We start from the raw sequence: 19843 nt of genomic DNA, 5'->3' as shown, positions 1-19843 counted from the left end.
ACTCATCCCATGCGTTTAAAAACGAAATTGGCGTGTGCTATTGCCTTCACCTTGCCACTGGTTGGCTGCTTTGACTCGTCTGACAAACAAGCGGAAGAAGCGGTAAGCAACGCGAATGCCTCAGAAGTATCTGAAATCCGCCTAGCCATGATGCAGCCGCCGCGTACTGGTTTATCACCGCTTTCGGATGATGCGTTTAAACTGTCACGTTGGAGCACTGCAGAAACCTTGGTCAATTTATCACCAGACTCTGAAGCACAACCAATGTTGGCAACGAGCTGGGAACAGGTTGAACCATTGGTTTGGCACTTCACTATCCGCGAAGGCGTAACGTTTCACAATGGTGAGAAGTTAACCGCTAAAGACGTCGTTAACTCACTTCAAGCGGCCATCAATGCAGCACCAAAGCCACGTATTTTGGATGGCATCGACCTTGAAGTACGTGCGCTAGGTGACTATCAAGTAGAGGTCAAAACGACTTTTGCTGATCCGCTATTACCAAGCCGTCTATCGAGCCCACAGCTAGCGATCCTTGCGCCAAGTGCGTACCAAGAAGATGGTCGCGTGGTACCAATTAGTGCCGGTACAGGTCCATTCGAACTATTGGAAATCAATGGTACAACCAGCGCCAAGCTAGAGCGTTATGACAACTATTGGGGCGAAAAAGCCAAAATCGAATCAGTGATCGCAGAATACGTGCCAGACGGTTTTGCCCGTGCTGCGGCCCTAAAAACTGGCACGGCGGACGTCGTAGAAGCCGTTCCTGTTGCTCAAATCGCGACCATCGACCCAGAGCTTCTAACAGAAGTGGCGATGCCGCGTACCAACACACTGTACCTAAACAGTGATTCAGGCGTTTTCAGTGACATCGAACTACGAAAAGTCGCAGCGGCAGCCATTGATCGCGAGCAGATCGTTAACGTGGTATACGAAGGCCACGCGGATATCGCGGAAGGCTTGTTAGGCCCTGCTTTGGCATGGGCAGCACCTATTCGCCCTGAGCGCCCTGAGCTTGCGGACGACCTAAAAGCAAACGGTGAGTCAATCGTGATCGGTACCTTTACTGACCGTGCGGAACTGCCTGAAGTGGCGGCGCTATTAAAACAGCAACTGGAAGCAGCAGGTTTTGCGGTTGAGTTGGACATCCGTGAATACGCACAAATCGAAAATGATGCCCTAGCGGGTAAATTCGATGCCTTTATCCTTTCTCGTGCGACGGTACTGGATTCGGGTGACCCAGTTGCTTACATGGTCAGTGACTTCAGCTGTAGTGGCTCCTTCAACCTAGGTCAATTCTGTTCTGAAGACGTTGACCAAGCATTAAAACATGCCGATCTACAGCCTTTAGGTAAACAGCGTAACCAAGCCATCATCGATGCGGAACAAGCGATCCTGAACGACTATGCCGCAGTGCCTATGCTGCATGAGCGTGTTATCCAAGGTGAAACTGGCCGCGTGTCAAACGTGGTGCGTGACCCTAGTGAGCGTCGTTTGATCAACCAATTTACTGAAGTTAAGTAATCTATGCGTTCTGTAGAAACCCTGTTCCCTGCTATGTCGATGTTAGCGCCTTGGCTATCTCGTGTCGCCGCGCTTGTCATAGTCGTGATTGTCTTGGGATTGATGCCGGATATCGCCGGCATCGACCCCAGTCAAACCATTTTGCGTGCCCGCGCTGGGCAAGCACAATTGATGACCCCAGAAGCGTTAGCGGCCGTGCGAGCAGACTTACAGCTCGATCGTACTGCCACCGAACGCCTGTGGGACTGGGCTTCCAATGCCTTACAAGGAGACTTAGGCCGATCTTGGATCGATAACTCTCCGGTATTGGATGGGCTTCTACAGACCATGTCGACTTCATTGTTGTTGATGTCCAGTGCTCTAGCACTGACATTTGTACTGTGCGGTACGGCAGTGCTGTACCGCATGTACTTTTGGCGCAAAGGCTCACAATCTTCGAACCACAATAGCTTTAGTACCGTATTAATCTCGCTACCTGAATACGTGGTGGCGACGGTATTAATTCTGGTCTTCGCCATTTGGTTTGGTCTCTTGCCGCCTTATGGCTGGCAAGGATTTGAAACACTATGGTTACCAAGCTTGGCATTAGCCTTACCCGCCAGTGGTCTATTTAGCCGGTTGTTGGGTGACAGTTTAAAGCGAGTGCTTAAAGAGCCTTGGGTAATCACTTGGCTAAGTGCCAATGTTGCACCCAATCTCATCATTCGATCAGCACTAAAAAAAGCCATCAGCAGTCTGATCCCACAAATCACCATGATCATCATTGGTTTAACCGGTGGCGCGGTGGCCGTGGAGCAGATCTTTTCTATCCCTGGCGTAGGTCGTCTGATTCTTGGTGCCACGAAAGCCCAAGATTTGCCAGTGCTTCAAGGTGGACTACTGATCTTATTGACCATTTCCATTGCTATCAGTTGTACTGGCTTGTTCCTACAACAGCTCATTCTTGGCAAGAGTTTAAAAAGCGGTAAATTAATTAGCACCCCCTCTAACTTCCGTTTCACTCAAAGCAAAGGCAAGCGAAATACAGCGATCGCCATCCTACTCTTTTTGCTGGGTGTCGTAGTTTGGGCATCCTTCCGTGACCCTTACCTATCACAATTTGGCCGTCTTGCATCACCAAGCCTGGCTGCACCGATAGGCGGTGATGGCTTGGGCCGAGACCTCTTAGCGCGCTTAGGTGCGGGGATGATCTCAACCTTCCAAGGCGGCATCATTGCTACAGCCTTAAGCTTGTTGGTGGGTATGTTTATGGGCTTTTTTGCCCGTTACACCCAAGGCTTTATTGAAGTCACCAAAGCCATTCCTTACATCATTGCTGGCTTATTGATCGCGGGTATCTTTGGCATGACCCCTTACAGCGCTTTGATTGCGATTGTACTCGTGTCATGGGCACCTTTAGCAGCGCACTGCTCAAGCTTGATTATGGAAGCCAAAGCTCAGCCTTATACGCATTTGGCTCCGGTATGGGGTGCAAGCCAGGTACGCATTTTGCGCTTCTACCTGCTGCCTTATATTTTACCGCCACTGCTGCGCCACGCTCTATTGCGCTTACCCGTCACGACCTTGAGCTTAACGGCTTTAAGTTTTATTGGGCTTGGGGCGAAGCCACCTACCCCAGAGTGGGGCTTGATGATTGCAGAAAACCTGCCTTATATCGAACGCGCCCCCCAAGGTGTCATGGGGCCAATTGTTGGTTTGGTACTCTTTGGAGTCGCGATTAACCTACTGTTTGATGATTAAGCCTCTAATTTATAACGCTCAATCTTCTTAATCAGTCCCTGACGTGATAACCCAAGTAGCTTTGCCGCTTGGGTTTTATTTTGCTCGGTTTTAATAAGTGCTGCCTGAATCAACGAGATTTCTAATGCCTGAACCTGTTCATCCAGAGTACGTTCCAAATTAACGGGCGTCGATGCTGAACCTGGCGCTGGTTCAGTGACTAGGTTTGCAGGCCGATCGGGCTCCAGAGCGTAATTTAACAGCTGAATTTCTGCCAACGTAATTTGCCCACCCATGCTGATGGCGGCGACGCTTTCTAGGGTGTTTTTCAGCTCACGTACATTGCCTGGCCAGAGGCGCTGTCGAAACCATTGCAAAGCATCGTTGGCAAGGGAATAACGTTTGCCCTGCTTGGCTTCAAGATCACTCAAAAAACTTTGTAACAAGGTTGGGATGTCTTCAGGTCGCGTATCCAACGCTTGCGTTTCAATGCTGACGCCCTTGATTCGATAGTATAAGTCCTCGCGAAAGTCCCCTTGCTGCACTCGCTCAGCTAGGTCTGCATTGGTTGCAGAGACAATTCGCACATCAATTTGCTCTAAGCTGCGCCCACCGACTGGGTAATAACTGCCCTCTTGCAACACACGCAGCAACTTAATTTGCATTGGCACCGGCATTTCGCCGATTTCATCGAGAAACAAGGTGCCGCCATCTGCAAGCTTTAATAAGCCCTGTTTATCTTTATCCGCCCCCGTAAAGGCCCCTTTAACATGGCCGAATAATTCGCTTTCTAATAACTCTGCAGGGATAGCACCACAGTGCACTGAGATAAACGGCCCTTTAGAACGAGTACTGAGATCGTGTAGCGCGCGGGAAATCACTTCTTTGCCGGTCCCCGATGGGCCAGTCACCAGCACACGCACATCCGTGGGCGCGATACGCTCAATCAACGCTCGAATGCGCTGGGTGCTGTCTGAAATACCGATATAGGCATCAGCACCTGACTTTGTGGCACTGCCTTGTAGGCGCGCCACTTCACGCTCTAACCGCGTTTTCGCCAGCGCTCGACGCACCACCACCGCCAGCATATCTGGGTCCACTGGCTTGGCAATAAAATCCCACGCCCCTTGAGAAATCGCTTGCAGCGATAGCTCCCGCTGCGCATGACCAGTAATAATAATCACTGGGCAGCCTTCAAATTCTGGCATCGAAAGCAAGGTTTTCTGCGGATCAAAATACGGCGGTAAAGACAAATCCAGCAATACTAAGTCCGGTTGCCCTTGACCTTTTTTCGCTTCGAGCGCTTCGTCTATCGAGCCCACCGTTTTGACTCTAAAGCCTTGCTGACGCAACCAACCACCCGCCAATTCACGAAAGGCGGGTTCATCGTCTACTAACAAGATGTAACCGTTATCCGACATCCTGTGTTTCTCCTACTGTTTGCGTGTTTGAAGTTTTTTGCGGATCTAAGGGCAAGCGGCATTCAAAGGTCACTGGCCAGCCTAAGTCATCGCGATGACGAATCTGCCCATGATGGGCATCCATGATACGGCGCACGATCGCTAATCCTAAACCGCTGCCACCTTGTCGCTTACTGACAAAGGGGCGGAACAACTCATCTTGGCTAACGTTAGGGTCAAGAGCGGGGCCATTATTGTGAATGCGGCACACGAGTTCGCTGTCTTCATAGTGGGCTTCGACGCAAATCGAACCATCGCTCTGGTTGCGCACAAAGGCCAAGGCATTATCAATAAGGTTAATCAATACCTGCTGTAACCGATGCGGATCAGCGCTCAGTTCAAGCCCCTCTTCTAATTGCAAGGTCATCAGCACATTGTCGGTGTTTAAGGTGCTTAATACGCTACCGAGTAATGGCTTCAACGCCACCGGCTGATAGTGCAACGTGAGCTTGCCGGAGTAGACCAACATATCGCTCACTAAGCGATCTGCTCGGGCTAACTGCTCTTGGATATGGCGGCGCGTATCGGCGGGAGAATTGTAGGACGCCATTGAAATAATGTTCAGAGGGTTACGCAGCTCATGGGCCATGGCGGCGGATAGACTGCCAAGCTCCACCAAATGCTGTTCGTCCAAGCGCTTGCGCTCCGCCTCGGCTAGCGCAAGAGAGCGCTCTAACGCCGCACATTTCGTGGCAAACAGTGAACCGAACACATCTAGGGTGAGGCGCATCCCCGGACTGATATCTTTGCTATGTAAAGGCTGAGCAAACCAGCCGTTGGCATCTTTTTCAACGGCAACTTGCAGACCTTCAGACGTTTCATTTTGATTCAGAACAATGGCCACAGGTTGACGTAAATGCTGTGCTAACAACTGTTCGCCCTGCGTTTCTAACGCTTGCCAAGACTCCGCTTGATTGAGCTCACGGTTCCAGTTTTCTAGGATCTGTTCGTTTAACACTGCTCCAGGAAAAACCAAGCGCTCACTGAAGCGCCGTACCCATGGATAAACCACTGCTGCGATCAGCAGTACAATCAATGAATAGAGCCATAATTGCCAAATCGGCACCGTGGCCAAAGCCTGTAAGCCAATGGGGCCCGAGAAAGCGCCCAATACCGCGATCACACAGAGCACCACCAGCATCATGGCCAGCGCCAACAAGGCTCGGTTGGCAAAGTGGTTTACCTCGAGCATTTGGTAACGCACCACCCCATACACTAGCAATAGCAGGTAACTCGGCAGTAATAGCATGGGGTAAGGAAAGACATTAATACCAAAGGAAGGAAATACGAAACTTGTCGCCAACAGCAAGCCCCACGCCGCGACACCAAACATGGCTAAGATCGAGCGCTTTTTGTTGCCTGCGTGCTGCTGCCAACCCAAAATCAGCACCCCATGACCTAAGATGCCAAGCAATACGGTATAAGCGAGATTGACCGCTCCTTGGGTATTAAAAACAAAAAATGGCCGTCCATCGATTAAAGCAACCGTCTCCCCTGCTCCGACCCAGATGCTGTATATCACTATGGCAAAGCTGGTGGCGTACACCCAAGGCATATGAGCAGCGATGGCAGTTAACCATGGCCGTTTAGCCGCCCCTTGATTAACAAACAACAGAGCGAAATGCAGGAAAAAGGTCGGCATTAACGGATTGGCCAACAGCAGCACCATGCCAAGCACTTGTTGATTATGAAACAGCGCCAAGTGGCCAAAACACCACAGCGCCATCATCACCGCAAAGCCTGCTAAAGCGCGCAAGTCAGATTGCTGACGGGCACGCCATAGCAGCCAGACCGCAACCAAGACACCACAGACACTGGTCACCCAGATGGACAACTCAAACGCAATCGATAAGGCCAAAACGTAAACCTCGTTGACACTGTAAACTTTGGATAAATCGTAAACCTTGTTTACACACACATCAAATTTAATTTTTTATCTAATTATTTCAATAACTTAAAAACATTATTTTATTGGCACACTTGCTGCTATAGATCAATTGAACTGATTTAACTCAATACACTAATAACGATACAGTCGATGAGGTAACACCCATGAATTACAGCCAATTTTTAATTGATGCCATTGTTTTACTTAGCATCATCAGCCTCGCCATTGCACCACTCGCTCTACGCCGTTTTGCTTCAAAAGCCTAGGACACTCTTATGGAACTCGATACAGCGTTACTTTCTCGCCTGCAGTTTGCGTTTACGGTGAGCTTCCATATTATCTTCCCAAGCATCACCATTGGTTTAGCAACCCTGATCGCAATTTGGGAAGGTCTATGGCTCAAAACCCATGATCCACGCTATCTGCAACTGGCTAAATTTTGGATAAAACCCTTTGCTATTACCTTTGGTATGGGGGTGGTCTCTGGGATTGTCTTGTCCTACGAATTTGGCACCAACTTCTCTAAATTCTCCGACATCGTCGGCCCTGTTCTTGGGCCTCTAATGGCCTATGAAGTATTGACTGCGTTCTTCTTAGAAGCCGGCTTTTTAGGCGTGATGCTATTTGGCTGGCAACGGGTTGGACGCAAGCTGCATTTCTTTTCAACCGTCACCGTCGCTATCGGTACCTGGTTATCGGCTTTTTGGATCATCGTCGCCAACTCTTGGATGCAAACCCCACAGGGACACATCATTGTCGATGGGCAATTCCACGTTGCCAGCTGGTTTGAAGTGATCTTCAACCCGTCTATGCCTTACCGCTTAGCACATATGTTATTGGCATCCTTTATCACCGCCACGTTTGTGGTCGCCGGTGTCAGCGCCTATTACCTGTTGAAAAAGCAGCATACAGCGTTTGCCAAAAAAGGCTTATCCATGACCATGTGGATCGCGCTGGTGCTTGCACCATTGCAAGCATTGATCGGCGATCATCACGGTTTAAACGTGAAAGAACATCAACCCACTAAACTGGCGGCGATGGAAGGTATTTGGCCCGCCGAAGAAAAGCATGTACCGCTGTTATTGTTTGCGATGCCCAACATGGAAACTGAGTCCAATGATTTTGAGCTGGGGATTCCAAGCTTGGGCAGTTTGATTTTGACGCACAGCTTTGATGGCGCAGTACAGGGCCTTAAAGCCGTTCCCCCTGAAGATCGCCCTAATGTACCACTGGTATTTTGGTCTTTTCGTGTAATGGTCGGGTTGGGCTTTGGCATGATCGGCCTAGCCGTGCTTGCCCTATGGCTGCGCAAACGTGGCACCTTGTATAGCAATAAACCCTTCTTAGCGGCATTAGCTGTGTTTACCCCATCCGGCGTGATTTCGGTACTAGCGGGCTGGTATGTGGTCGAGGTCGGACGCCAACCTTGGTTAGTGTACGACCTAGTGCGCACCAGTGAAGTGGTCTCACCGCTGCCTGCGGAACGCGTGCTGTTTACTCTGATCGGCTTTGTCGTGATCTACACCTTACTGCTAGGGGTCTATCTCTACTTTATGCGCAAGCTGGTTAAAAAAGGGCCTCCATCAATGACACATCTTGAAGAACAACTGATTGGTATGAAAGCGCCTGGCTACGCGCTCGCGTGGGTAAAAAATCTAAAACATGAAGACGGAGTAAAATAATGGATTTGGTCCTATTCTATTTCTTAATCCTTGGCTTTGCTGTGTTGATGTATGTGTTACTGGACGGCTTTGATTTAGGCGTCGGCATTCTCTACCCATGGTTTGATCAAGCGGGGGAACGTGATCATTTGATGCGCTCGATCTCGCATGTATGGGATGGCAACGAGACCTGGCTGGTGTTTGGCGGCGTGGTGCTATTTGCCGCCTTTCCAGCGGCCTATGCGGGCATCTTATCGACTTTTTATCTGCCGATTATCTTGATGCTGTTTGCGTTAATCTTTCGCGGCGTGGCGTTTGAATACCGTTTTAAAGCGCACCGCTCGCGCCCTTACTGGGATTTTGCTTTCAGTGCAGGGTCCGCCACCGCGGCATTTTGCCAAGGCTTAATCTTGGGCTCGATTGTACAAGGAATCAATGCAAGCCACATTCAGCTGGACAGTTGGTATTGGCTATCGCCTTTTGCCATTTTGACGGGCTTTAGTGTCATGGCAGGCTACGCGCTACTGGGTGCAAGCTACCTTTACATGAAAAGCCGTGGTCGCATTCAACAACATGCCGCTTACTTGGCAAAGCGTCTGGTTCTAGTGGTGATGCTGGCAATGTTACTCGTCAGCATGTGGACGGTACTTTCATCAGAAGACATTCGTGAACGCTGGTTTGCCGGCATGAACTTCTTGTACTTAAGCCCACTGCCGTTGCTCTGCATCTTATTCGCCGTTTTAGCTTGGCAAGGACTAAGCGATACCGCCCATGAAATCCGCCCATTTTGGTACGCAGCAGGGATTTTTGCGCTGGGTTTTGTGGGATTGGTGGTGAGCTTATTCCCTTACCTAATGCCGAATCAGTTGACCATTTGGGAGGCTGCGGCACCAGACTCTAGCCTGAAGTTCTTAGTGGTCGGTATTGTTATCTTTGTGCCACTAATCTTGGCTTACACCCTATGGGGTTACCGAGTCTTTGCTGGCAAAGTCGAAGATTATCAGGAGGGCTATTAATGAAAACGGCTAGAAAAACGCTCAAGTCATGGCAATGGTTTGTCTTGCTGTATTTACTTGGTTTTATTGGCTTAACTTTGCTTGCTTACAGTCTGAAATTTTTGATAAACAGCGTTTTTTAAACACAAGAACGCTAGGTGAGACATCGCCTTCACCTAGCGTTTCTTCAATTATTTAACCCAGACAACATGCTTAACGCCCAACTACGGCTCTCCAGGTAAAAAGAGTTAAGCATTTCAACCGTTTTTCCACTCGCCAAGTTAAGCTTTGCATTTTCAAAAGAAATAACGATCGTTAGTATTCTGCCCAGCTTCCCTTCATGAAACAATAAAGCATTATATAACTCATCAGATAAAGGTAGCTGGTCGCAAATCCCCTTAAGACTCTGATCCAACATGATATCAGATAAAGAAATCAGCCCAACTAAAAAGGCCTCATCCGGATCAACTTTATAGTGACGCTCAGCTAACGTTCGGCACATCGCAGCTCTTGTCAGTACTTTTGGCAGCAACAGCATTCTACATGGATGGTCGTTTGCTAATACTAAAGTACTCACTAAGGTGCGAAGTTTTTCTACACCTAATAATGTAACAGCCTGATGCAAGTTATGAATAGAGTTAGCACGCTTGTAATATGCGGAGTTAATCATTTTAAGTAAGCGTAAAACCAGCTGAGGCTCTTGCATCAAAAGACGCTCTACTTTCTCAAAATCTACTTCTGTTTTATAAAGTTCACTTAATATGTTTAAACGAACTTTAGTATTACAGCTACGCTTAACGGATGTGGCACTTTTAACTTCAGCTTTGGCATAAAAATAACCTTGAAATAAACTGAAACCCAATTCCTTACAGCGCTTAAACACCTCAAGATCTTCGACTTTTTCAGCCAGTAGCTCTAAGCCTCTTGCCAAATAGTAAGCAATGGTTTCTTCCTTTTGCTCTATCAACATATCAAGCTTTACAATATCAGCTATCTCCAAAAGCGGCTCGGTTTCCTCTGAAAGCTCAAAGTCATCGAGTGCTATTTGATAACCTAATGACTTCACATGCTTTAACGCCATAATGACTTCAGGGTCTCCTTTCACATTTTCGAGCACTTCTAGAACGACTTTATTAGGATATGGAGGCAGCAATTCTGGCTTTAAAATCCATTCTCTTGGAGCATTAAAGAACAACTTTCCATTACCACATAAGTTTTCTAGACCTGTTTCATAAAAGGCTGCATTACACACTCTAGCTGTTGCCATCAATTCATCATCGAATTCAGCATAAGGTGCAGTGGATGTCGATCGGTTCAACAATTCATCAGCAACATGGACCATATTAGAGTCACATATTGGCTGTAAAGCTACGCAATAAGATGCAGTGTTAGGCACAACAGAAACCTTAAAATTATTTTTATCAAAGTCTAATAGTTAACAAGCTGATAAACACAGGCCATATCCAAGACATCTCGACAATAATTATTCACCCTATAAAAATCAAAAGAAATAGTTCCTTTAGTATAGAGCATAAAGAAAAGACCAACAAAATAGCTATCGATTGTCTCAGCATTTTTAAAGTCAAATTCTATTTTAGATACTTTCATATCACTTAGAAATTCTAGTGTATAATCATCGAAGCGATTAACTACTCCAAACAACTTAACTTTAATTAAATCATCATATATTTCAACATAGCTCATAGTGAAACTATTACTACTGTTCAGACGTAAAAACTTTTAATCTATCTAATTTATTTAAAAACCACTATAAATTATTTCCACAAATCAATTTAAAAACCTCTAAACACCCCTCAATTAAATTGTAACAATTTGCACCACTATTAAAACAGATAAATCTAATATATTTGTTAATAAAACACATAAAACCGTTGAAAAAATATAATTTGTTTCTGGCCTGTTTAATAATGTCAACTAGTGTAACAATATTATATTCACCTCAGCCCACCTCTTGACCAAGCGCTTATAGGATTCGAAATAACTGTGTGCAGATCTGACAAGGAGGCGTTTCGGCCTCTGACTTATTTTCGTTGACCACTCTTGGGAATTCATCATTAGTTTCACTCAACACAATTTGAATAACTCAAATTTTACTCATAAACAGATCACCTATACATTGTCCCTATACATCGTTGCTGATGACTGTAAAAGCTAAGCAGATCAAACATTGCAGGGACAACCAAAGGGAGTAATCCCCTAAATAGGATGACGATCACCATGAGCCAAGACTTTTCATACTCAATCAATACCATTCGCTTTGATGAAGACTACCAACCATCAAGCAATACACGCCTGACAACGAACTTCGCCAACCTAGCGCGCGGTGCACGTCGCCAGCAAAATTTGCGCGACACACTGCGAATGATCAACAACCGATTTAATGCCTTGGCCAATTGGGATAACCCAACAGGGGATCGTTATGCCGTTGAGCTAAACATTGTCTCAGTCGACATTGACGTAGCTGGCAATGGCGAGGCCTTTCCAAGCATTGAGGTGCTAAAAACCGATATTATCGACCGCAAAACCAACGAGCGCATTGAAGGTTTAGTGGGCAATAACTTCTCTTCGTACATTCGTGACTACGATTTCAGTGTGCTGCTACAGGAGCATAACAGGGAGCAGCAAGGTTTCAGCGTCCCTAGTGATTTTGGTGAATTGCACGGCAAGATTTTTCAGCATTTTGTGCATTCTCCAATCTTTAAAGCGCACTTTAGCAAGCTGCCAGTCATCTGCTTGAGCGTGTCTGAGACCAAGGTGTATCAGCGCACCGAGAACAAGCACCCTATCCTTGGCTACGAGTACTTGCCAAACGAATCTTCGCTGACAGAGAACTACTTTAAGCAGATGGGCCTGCAGGTGCGCTACTTTATGCCTGCTAATAGCGCCGCACCGCTGGCGTTCTACTTCTTTGGCGATCTATTGAATGATTACAGCAACTTAGAGTTGATCGGCACCATCAGCACGATGGAAACCTTCCAGAAGATATATCGCCCTGAGATTTACAATGCGAACGCCGCGGCAGGTGAACGCTTTCAGCCAAGTCTAAAGCACCCTGACCACTCGCTGACACAGATTGAATACGATCGGGAAGAGCGCAGTCAGTTGGCCGTCAAACAAGGCAAGTTTACCGAGGAGCATTTTATCAAGCCCTATCAAGCGACCCTGAAGCAATGGTCCGCCAATTTCGGCCTGTAATTCACGACTAAGCACCCAACATCGATAAGAGTAACGGATTATGAAGACATTACTATCAACCTCCACCGCCGGTAGCCTGCCAAAACCAGAATGGCTAGCAGAACCAGAAACACTTTGGTCCCCTTGGAAATTAGAGGGTGAGCAACTCATCGCCGGCAAACAAGACGCTCTGCGTGTAGCGCTGCAAGAGCAACAATTGGCTGGCACCGATATCGTCAGTGACGGCGAACAAACACGCCAGCATTTTGTGACCACTTTTATTGAGCACCTAAACGGTGTCGATTTTGAAAACCGTAAAACGGTTAAAATCCGAGATCGTTATGATGCCAGTGTGCCCGTAGTCGTCAGCGCTGTATCGCGACAAAAGCCAGTATTTGTCGATGACGCTAAGTTCCTTCGTCAACAAACCAAGCAGCCTATTAAGTGGGCGTTGCCTGGCCCGATGACTATGGTCGACACCCTATACGATGATCACTACCAAAGCCGCGAAAAGTTAGCATGGGAGTTTGCCAAGATCTTGAATCAAGAAGCCAAGGAACTTGAAGCGGCAGGCGTGGACATTATCCAGTTTGATGAGCCAGCCTTTAACGTCTTCTTTGACGAGGTAAATGACTGGGGTATCGCCTGCCTAGAGAGAGCGATCGAAGGACTTAAGTGTGAGACCGCGGTGCATATTTGTTACGGCTATGGCATCAAAGCCAACACCGACTGGAAACAAACACTCGGCTCTGAATGGCGTCAATACGAAGAGATCTTCCCTAAACTGCAAGCCTCCAACATCAATATCATCTCCCTTGAGTGCCATAACTCTCGGGTGCCAATGGAGCTGATCGAATTAGTGCGTGGTAAAAAGGTAATGGTCGGCGCCATAGATGTAGCGACTGACTCAATTGAATCACCTGAAGACGTAGCGACCACGCTTCGAGAAGCATTGAAGTATGTTGATGCCGACAAACTGTATCCGTGTACAAACTGTGGCATGGCACCGCTTTCAAGAGAAATCGCCCGTGCTAAATTACAGGCATTAAGTGCTGGTGCTGAGATCGTGCGCAAAGAGTTATCCCAGTAACCTTCCTTCTGGAACAATGGTCACAACGAAGAGAGAAAGCCAACGTAGCTAGGGTCTAATCAGTACCTTAGCTACGCGGATTTCAGGTTAGGAGGTAAATAGGTGTCAGACACTGGCTCACATAGTTTGCCGTCTTCCAAGCAAAGCTCTCTTGTAGCCAGTTGTGAAACCAGGTCTTGATCATGAGAAATAATGATCATCGCTTGGGGCAACTTAAGCAGAGTATCGATCAAACGCTGACGAGCTTTCGTATCCAAGGCATTACTCGGCTCATCTAACAGTAAAACATCCGGCTCCATTGCCAGCACACAGGCCAACGTAATCATGCGCTTTTCACCGCCTGATAGCTGATGGGTAATGCGTTGTTCAAAACCAGCCATTCCCAGCGAGGCCAAGGTGTCTTCTGCAATTTGCAAGGCTTCTGCTCGCGATTTACCCAGATTTAATGGGCCAAACGCCACATCCTCCAGTACAGTGGGGCAAAACAACTGATCATCGGGGTCTTGAAACAAGAAGCCGGCTCGAGCACGTACCTCGATAAATTCCTTTTCAGTTTTACGAGTGGAGCCGAAGGCCCACACCTCGCCTGCTTTAGGTTTCTTTAAGCCGACCAATAAATGCAGCAAGGTGGTTTTACCTGCGCCGTTGGGACCTGTTAGCGCGACGCGCTCCCCTACTTCTAGGGCAAAATCAACATCGTCTAACACCACGCCACGTCGCGGGTAACGATAGCTAAGCGCCGTGACTTGAATTAAGGTCGCTTGCTCATTCATAGAAAATTCATCCCGATTAATAGGCCGAGACATGGCACGAACAACAATGAAAAGGTGACATCTTGTCGCGTGAACGTCATGTCATCAAAGAGGTAAAACTTACCTTGGTAACCACGACATTTCATGGCGGCCATAATACGCTCAGAACGCTCCAAGGAGTGTACTAATAACATGCCGACCAGATAGCCGATTGCGCGCCAAGTGTGGCGATTGGTGCGTAAGACAAATGCCCGCGCCTGCATGGCGCGGCGCATGCGCTTATATTCTTGACCAATAACCTCTAAGTAACGCACGGTAAACAGCATCAAGTGCACCAGCTTATCTGGCACGCGCAAACGTGCTAACGCATGACCTAAAGTGGTGGCACTGAGTGTGCCCACCATCGCTAGCAGCGCCAGCACCACCGCATGGGCTTTTAGCAAGATCATTAGAGCATGCAAAAAGCCCGCTTTGCTTGCGCTCAAGCCAGCCACCTCAAACCAAGTTTCCCCGGGTGTGGTAAATGGCAAAAGGATGATCAAAAAGATCATAAACATATCCATCGCCAGCACGCGGCGCAGTGTGCGTTTGATATTCAGTTGTGCCAACAACGCCAACAATAGCCCCATGGCAGCGGCCATCGACAGAGACATAAAGCTTTGCGAGAGTACGGTAACGACGGCAAATACACTGACTAGAACCACTCGCAGGCGCGGATCCAATCGATCAATCAAAGATGGCGTATGCTTAACGTTTTGGCCTTGCCAAGAGGTGCCACTGTGCTCAAGAAATTGCGGCATCCGATTTGTCCTGCTTGTCTTTTTGACGTTGTCGCCACCAGATACCTAAACCACACAAACCAAAGATATAACCGATACCACCAATAACATCCTGCAGTCCGGCTTTTTCTTTATAGGCTGTGAGTTCTTGGCGCAGCGGTTTGACTTGCTTAGCAACCGCCGCTTCAATCATACTTTTCAGCTGAGTTTGATCGATGCTGTCCGTATTTGTTGATGCCGCATATTCAGACTGTTTAACACTGCCCGCTTGAGCATCGTCACCTGCTAAAGAAGCAGGCAACTGATCCGCAGGCAATGACATTTCCACCACATGCCCAGAGCTTAAGTTGGCATAAAAGAAATGTTCAACGCGCTTACTCGCGTCAAAGGCAAACAAGCCATCCGCATCGGTTTTCACACGGCCTAACTCGTTACCAAGATGGTCAAAGACGATGACCTCGGTACCCTCGGGTGCCATATCGCCGTTTGAGAAACCAATTTCACCCTCGATGGTTGAGCCAATCGCGTAGACACCGCCAATCACATTATGGGCACCAGCATTGAGCGCCAAAGTCGTCATAATGATGGCTAAGAAATAACGTACGTTAGCCATAAGCGCGCTCCTCATCGATCCCTAAAAACTCTGGTTTCACTTGACGAATCAGTAGCACCGCCGCCGCGGTGACAAAGCCTTCTATGATCATCACAGGAATGTGGGCAATAAAAGTCGCTTTCGCCGCTAGGGCAAAGGCTTCACCAGATAGCATCAAGGACAAGGCCACCATTAAGGTGGTCATAACAATCGCCCCCGCCCCACCAATTGCGCCCCAGATCGCGGCGACGTTGGCCGATGATGAACTGACGCCATGACGGCACAGGTAATACATCATCACCGCAGGCAAGGCGATATTAAGGGTATTCACCCCCAACACAACAAAACCGCCAAAGCCAAAAAACACCGCCTGTAAAAACAGCGCTACTAATAACGCTGGAAAGGCCGCCCAACCAAGCGCTAAACCAATCAAACCGTTTAGGATGAGGTGTACGCTCGAAAAGCCAATCGGCAAATGAATATAAGAAGCAATAAAGAATGCCGCTGACAGAACACCGACCTGTGGCAGATGGTCATAGTCCATCTTCTTTAAGCCCATAGCGACGCCTGCAATCGTCAGTACGGCTCCCGTAACGAGCACTGGCACAGACAGCGCTCCGTCAACAATATGCATTATTCTTTCCTTTGCTTAGTTCACCGAATGGGCTTGCACCCAAATCACCGCATCTTGCGACAACTCTTTACCCTTAAACTCTTTATCTGAACCTACACCCAATGCAGCGAAGCCCCATTGGCCCGCCTTAGGAATACCAAAGGTAAAGGTGCCATTCGCATCCGCAAATATGGTCATAGTAATAAATGCATCAGCAGGTGGCTCGATATTAGCGTCTTCAGAAAAGGCATTAGTCGTCATATTGGGTTCGTAATTGACGTACTCCACTTCGATCTCGGCAAAAGGCACTGGCTCCCCTTGGCTCTTTACCACACCGTTAAAGGTACCGCCTTCATAGATAGCATAAGGCTTGGTGAGCGGCACAATCTCGGCTTTAAGTCCCAAGTCCTCGTTCCAATCCGTAGGCAAACTGCCAACGTTAACAATAGACTTTGTAATTTGCTGAATATAGACGTCTTCCGACGCTTCTAAATACGGCGCCATTTCATAAATAAAGACATAGTCGCCCAGTCCTCGAAGCGTTACATCGGCTTCGTATGACTCGCCGGTATTACTGGCACTAGTCCATTTAGTCGGCGTTACTGAATCAAGAAGATCCGTCTTCTTGCCTTTTTTAATCATGTAAAAAGCATTGGGCTGATCGACCGCCATCACATGACCGCTTTCAGAAGGATGCGTAAACGGCAGTTTCAAACTGATTTGACCACCGTTATCACGCAGCAATTCTGGCGTGTAAAGCATTTGAAAGTGTGCCGTAGCCACCGATGCATACAGTGCCGCACCCGCTGCTAGGGATAGTTTTTTAAACACAGGAAATCTCCAACATAATAAAAAGTCGGAGTTGGGAGGAATAAGTATTGTCAGCGATTAAGCATCCTTACTCGGTGAAGCCCTCCGCAACACCATGGTAATCATTTATTAGGCTGGTATCCGGACTCATCAGTGCAAGCCAAGCTTGCAGTCGATTCACCTTCCCATGTTAAACACACAGTGGCCTACAAATCGACATAACCAATTTACCGTTGCGGGGGCAGTGTTGGGATTGCTTCAAAAAGCGCACCAACTTCCCGGGTCAAGGGACCTGTACTAAGTACGGCCTAATAAGGGGCACACAGTACGTATCCCTAGCCCAAAATGCAATCGAGCATTTTTTGTTTGTATATGAATCAGATACATACTGTCTAAATCAAATAATACCCCTTGTCAGACGAGCCCTCATCTGTTGCTCACTCTATACGCGGTATCGTCAACACATACAAAAAAGGGAGCTTTATCAGCTCCCCTTTTACTCATTTAGTATTTCGATCAAAGCTCAATACCGGCTTGCTTCGCACGATGCGCATGCAGTTTTTTGTAGCTGTCGATCAATTTCAAATGACGATCTAGGCCTTCTAGCTTCATGCTGGTCGGCGTTAAGCCATAGAACTTAACAGTGCCATTTACAGAACCAACAACGTTTTCCATTACCTCTTTGCCAAACATACGCGACAGATTTGGTAGGAAATCTTCCAGTTCTAGCTCATCATCTAGCGTGATTTCAAGAGCCGCACTGACCGCTTGGTAGAACAAACCACGCTCCACGGTATTGTTGTTGTAGCTTAAGAACACCTCGACTTGGTCTTTGGCTTCTTCGTGCATTTGCAGGGCTAGGAACAACAATAGTTTCAGTTCACCGACATCCAACTGCCCCCATGGGGTGTTTTCATCAAACTCCACACCAATCAGGGTGCGAATATCGTTGTAGTTATCCAATTCACTTTCCTCTAAGCGTTCTAGCAAAGCTTCAAGGGCTTCATCATCAAGCTTGTGGATGTTGAGAATGTCTTCACGGAACAGCAGAGCTTTGTTGGTGTTATCCCAAATCAGATCGTCCGCTGGGTACACTTCTGAGTAATCCGGCACTAGGATACGACAAGCGTTGGCACCTAGGTCATCAAACACCGCCACATAGACTTCTTTGCCCATGTCCTCGAGGATACCCATTAAGCCATCACGCTCTTCCTCGTTGCTGCCAGAGAAGTCCCATTCGCAGAATTCGTAATCCGCTTTGGCGCTAAAGAATTTCCACGAGATCACACCGGTCGAGTCGATAAAGTGCTCAACGAAGTTGTTTGGCTCTTGCACGGCAAACGAGTTAAAGGTTGGCAGTGGTACGTCGTTTAGACCTTCGAAGCTACGACCTTGTAGTAGCTCAGTCAAACTACGCTCCAGCGCCACTTCAAAGCTTGGGTGCGCGCCGAATGAAGCGAACACACCGCCAGTACGTGGGTTCATTAACGTCACGTTCATGACTGGGAATTGACCACCCAAAGAGGCGTCTTTGACCACTACAGGGAAGCCGTTTTCTTCCAGACTTTGAATGCCCGCCAGAATGCTTGGGTATTGTTCCAAGACCGACATGGGCACATCCGGTAGAACGATTTCTTGCTCGATGATTTGCTTCTTCACCGCACGTTCAAAAATCTCTGATAAACACTGCACCATGGCTTCTGGCAGTGTATTACCGGCACTCATACCGTTACTTAGAAATAAGTTTTCGATTAAGTTCGATGGGAAGTAAACGGTTTCTTGATCCGATTGACGCACGTACGGGATGGCACAAATACCACGCTCGATGTTGCCTGAGTTGGTATCGATTAAGTGAGAACCTTGTAGTTCTTGCTCAGGGTCGAAGATATCTAGACAGTAATCGTCTAACAGGCCTTCTGGCAGTGAGTCGTCTTCGGTCAGCGGGAACCACTTTTCCGTTGGGTAATGCACGAACTCGGCGTTCGCCAGCTCTTCGCCAAAGAATTGATCGTTGTAAAAGAAGTTACAGCTGGCACGCTCAATGAACTCACCTAAGGCAGAACACAAAGCACTTTCTTTGGTAGCCCCTTTACCGTTGGTGAAACACATATGTGATGCAGCATCACGCAAGTGAAGTGACCAAACCCCTGGCACGATATTGCGCCAAGACGCCACTTCGATCTTGATGCCCAACTCAGCCAGCAGGCCAGACATATTGGCAATGGTGTCTTCTAGCGGTAAGTCTTTACCAAGGATGGTGGTTTTATGATCCGCATCGGCCATTTCCATCGCCATCAGGGAGGCGCCAGCATCCAAGTCTTCGACGGTTTCGATTTTAAACTCAGGCCCCGTTTGTACGACCTTTTTCACGGTACAGCGATCGATCGAACGTAAGATACCCTCACGGTCTTTATCACTGATGTACTCAGGCAACTCTACTTGGATTTGGAAAATCTGGTTGTAGCGGTTTTCCGGATCAACGATGTTGTTTTGCGATAAACGAATATCCTCAGTTGGGATATCACGTGCTTTACAGTACACCTTGACGAAGTACGCTGCACACAGTGCAGAAGACGCTAGGAAGTAATCAAATGGGCTTGGCGCAGAGCCATCACCTTTGTAGCGGATAGGTTGATCGGCAACGACGGTAAAGTCGTCGAACTTGGCTTCTAGGCGAAGATTGTCTAAAAAATTTACTTTGATTTCCATGATGGGATCCCAGCGTCAGTTTGGGGCGCAGTCTAGCATCATTTGCCGAGATCTTCGCC

16 protein-coding genes and 1 riboswitch are annotated in these 19843 nt (G+C 47.7%); of the genes, 6 read left to right on the top strand and 10 right to left on the bottom strand.

What is annotated here, in order from left to right; translation table 11 throughout:
* The first annotated feature begins 9 nt into the window (after positions 1 to 9).
* Together MAQ5080_RS12635 and MAQ5080_RS12630 are read left to right on the top strand one after the other, a co-directional pair.
* A complete protein-coding gene (locus tag MAQ5080_RS12635) occupies positions 10 to 1521 on the top strand; it encodes an ABC transporter substrate-binding protein (RefSeq protein ID WP_067211338.1) in 1512 nt (503 codons plus the stop codon).
* Between the two features lie 3 nt (positions 1522 to 1524).
* A complete protein-coding gene (locus tag MAQ5080_RS12630; RefSeq protein ID WP_067211341.1) occupies positions 1525 to 3261 on the top strand; it encodes an ABC transporter permease subunit in 1737 nt (578 codons plus the stop codon).
* Here the strand turns inward: MAQ5080_RS12630 and MAQ5080_RS12625 are convergent.
* Positions 3258 to 4661, bottom strand: coding sequence for a sigma-54-dependent transcriptional regulator (locus MAQ5080_RS12625; protein ID WP_067211344.1), 1404 nt, complete (start codon positions 4659 to 4661; stop codon positions 3258 to 3260). The genes MAQ5080_RS12630 and MAQ5080_RS12625 overlap by 4 nt on opposite strands.
* A complete protein-coding gene (locus tag MAQ5080_RS12620) occupies positions 4651 to 6558 on the bottom strand; it encodes a sensor histidine kinase (protein ID WP_082861111.1) in 1908 nt (635 codons plus the stop codon). Before MAQ5080_RS12620 ends, MAQ5080_RS12625 begins: the two co-directional genes overlap by 11 nt.
* Before the next feature lie 305 nt (positions 6559 to 6863).
* On the opposite strand from MAQ5080_RS12620, the gene MAQ5080_RS12615 reads away from it, so the two are divergent.
* Complete coding sequence (locus tag MAQ5080_RS12615; protein ID WP_067211348.1) at positions 6864 to 8270, top strand: cytochrome ubiquinol oxidase subunit I; 1407 nt, start codon at positions 6864 to 6866, stop codon at positions 8268 to 8270.
* Positions 8270 to 9265, top strand: a complete 996-nt coding sequence (cydB, locus tag MAQ5080_RS12610) for a cytochrome d ubiquinol oxidase subunit II (RefSeq protein WP_067211351.1) — start codon at positions 8270 to 8272, stop codon at positions 9263 to 9265. The genes MAQ5080_RS12615 and cydB overlap by 1 nt, the downstream gene beginning before the upstream one ends.
* A 166-nt stretch (positions 9266 to 9431) precedes the next feature.
* Here the strand turns inward: cydB and MAQ5080_RS12605 are convergent, their stop codons facing one another.
* Positions 9432 to 10640, bottom strand: a complete 1209-nt coding sequence (locus MAQ5080_RS12605) for an EAL and HDOD domain-containing protein (RefSeq protein ID WP_067211354.1) — start codon at positions 10638 to 10640, stop codon at positions 9432 to 9434.
* Between the two features lie 32 nt (positions 10641 to 10672).
* Positions 10673 to 10948: a hypothetical protein gene (locus MAQ5080_RS12600; RefSeq protein WP_067211358.1), complete on the bottom strand. Its 276-nt coding sequence runs from the start codon at positions 10946 to 10948 to the stop codon at positions 10673 to 10675.
* Between the two features lie 534 nt (positions 10949 to 11482).
* On the opposite strand from MAQ5080_RS12600, the gene MAQ5080_RS12595 reads away from it, so the two are divergent.
* Both MAQ5080_RS12595 and MAQ5080_RS12590 read left to right on the top strand, forming a co-directional pair.
* Positions 11483 to 12460, top strand: a complete 978-nt coding sequence (locus tag MAQ5080_RS12595; RefSeq protein WP_067211361.1) for a DUF1852 domain-containing protein — start codon at positions 11483 to 11485, stop codon at positions 12458 to 12460.
* Between the two features lie 40 nt (positions 12461 to 12500).
* Positions 12501 to 13529, top strand: coding sequence for a methionine synthase (locus MAQ5080_RS12590; RefSeq protein WP_067211364.1), 1029 nt, complete (start codon positions 12501 to 12503; stop codon positions 13527 to 13529).
* A 71-nt stretch (positions 13530 to 13600) separates the two neighbouring features.
* Here the strand turns inward: MAQ5080_RS12590 and MAQ5080_RS12585 are convergent, their stop codons facing one another.
* From MAQ5080_RS12585 to MAQ5080_RS12560, 6 genes are all read right to left on the bottom strand, one after another.
* Positions 13601 to 14302 (bottom strand): energy-coupling factor ABC transporter ATP-binding protein, encoded by a 702-nt coding sequence (locus MAQ5080_RS12585; protein WP_067211368.1) that lies wholly within the window; start codon positions 14300 to 14302, stop codon positions 13601 to 13603.
* Positions 14299 to 15081 (bottom strand): cobalt ECF transporter T component CbiQ, encoded by a 783-nt coding sequence (cbiQ, locus tag MAQ5080_RS12580; RefSeq protein ID WP_067211373.1) that lies wholly within the window; start codon positions 15079 to 15081, stop codon positions 14299 to 14301. Before cbiQ ends, MAQ5080_RS12585 begins: the two co-directional genes overlap by 4 nt.
* Positions 15065 to 15673 (bottom strand): NikL family nickel/cobalt ECF transporter subunit, encoded by a 609-nt coding sequence (locus MAQ5080_RS12575; RefSeq protein WP_067211376.1) that lies wholly within the window; start codon positions 15671 to 15673, stop codon positions 15065 to 15067. The genes cbiQ and MAQ5080_RS12575 overlap by 17 nt, the downstream gene beginning before the upstream one ends.
* Positions 15666 to 16286 (bottom strand): cobalt transporter CbiM, encoded by a 621-nt coding sequence (gene cbiM, locus MAQ5080_RS12570; protein ID WP_067211379.1) that lies wholly within the window; start codon positions 16284 to 16286, stop codon positions 15666 to 15668. Before cbiM ends, MAQ5080_RS12575 begins: the two co-directional genes overlap by 8 nt.
* A 15-nt stretch (positions 16287 to 16301) precedes the next feature.
* Positions 16302 to 17096, bottom strand: a complete 795-nt coding sequence (locus MAQ5080_RS12565) for a DUF4198 domain-containing protein (protein WP_067211382.1) — start codon at positions 17094 to 17096, stop codon at positions 16302 to 16304.
* Positions 17097 to 17190: 94 nt separating this feature from the next.
* Positions 17191 to 17402, bottom strand: a riboswitch (cobalamin riboswitch).
* Between the two features lie 189 nt (positions 17403 to 17591).
* Positions 17592 to 19784: an OsmC domain/YcaO domain-containing protein gene (locus MAQ5080_RS12560; RefSeq protein ID WP_067211386.1), complete on the bottom strand. Its 2193-nt coding sequence runs from the start codon at positions 19782 to 19784 to the stop codon at positions 17592 to 17594.
* Positions 19785 to 19843 lie beyond the last annotated feature (59 nt).

Origin of the sequence: Marinomonas aquimarina, assembly GCF_900089755.1 — a bacterium.
Lineage (GTDB): Bacteria > Pseudomonadota > Gammaproteobacteria > Pseudomonadales > Marinomonadaceae > Marinomonas > Marinomonas aquimarina.
The sequence above is the reverse complement of the archived record's forward strand: the minus strand, read 5'-3'. Positions and strand labels throughout refer to the sequence as shown.

Bases quoted from the DNA above. Each gene is read 5' to 3' on its own strand.
- MAQ5080_RS12615 (WP_067211348.1), top strand. From the start codon at position 6,864: ATGGAACTCGATACAGCGTTACTTTCTCGCCTGCAGTTTGCGTTTACG.
- cbiM (WP_067211379.1), bottom strand. From the start codon at position 16,286: ATGCATATTGTTGACGGAGCGCTGTCTGTGCCAGTGCTCGTTACGGGA.
- cbiQ (WP_067211373.1), bottom strand. From the start codon at position 15,081: ATGCCGCAATTTCTTGAGCACAGTGGCACCTCTTGGCAAGGCCAAAAC.
- MAQ5080_RS12630 (WP_067211341.1), top strand. From the start codon at position 1,525: ATGCGTTCTGTAGAAACCCTGTTCCCTGCTATGTCGATGTTAGCGCCT.
- MAQ5080_RS12590 (WP_067211364.1), top strand. From the start codon at position 12,501: ATGAAGACATTACTATCAACCTCCACCGCCGGTAGCCTGCCAAAACCA.
- MAQ5080_RS12560 (WP_067211386.1), bottom strand. From the start codon at position 19,784: ATGGAAATCAAAGTAAATTTTTTAGACAATCTTCGCCTAGAAGCCAAG.
- MAQ5080_RS12635 (WP_067211338.1), top strand. From the start codon at position 10: ATGCGTTTAAAAACGAAATTGGCGTGTGCTATTGCCTTCACCTTGCCA.
- MAQ5080_RS12595 (WP_067211361.1), top strand. From the start codon at position 11,483: ATGAGCCAAGACTTTTCATACTCAATCAATACCATTCGCTTTGATGAA.
- cydB (WP_067211351.1), top strand. From the start codon at position 8,270: ATGGATTTGGTCCTATTCTATTTCTTAATCCTTGGCTTTGCTGTGTTG.
- MAQ5080_RS12585 (WP_067211368.1), bottom strand. From the start codon at position 14,302: ATGAATGAGCAAGCGACCTTAATTCAAGTCACGGCGCTTAGCTATCGT.
- MAQ5080_RS12600 (WP_067211358.1), bottom strand. From the start codon at position 10,948: ATGAGCTATGTTGAAATATATGATGATTTAATTAAAGTTAAGTTGTTT.
- MAQ5080_RS12575 (WP_067211376.1), bottom strand. From the start codon at position 15,673: ATGGCTAACGTACGTTATTTCTTAGCCATCATTATGACGACTTTGGCG.
- MAQ5080_RS12625 (WP_067211344.1), bottom strand. From the start codon at position 4,661: ATGTCGGATAACGGTTACATCTTGTTAGTAGACGATGAACCCGCCTTT.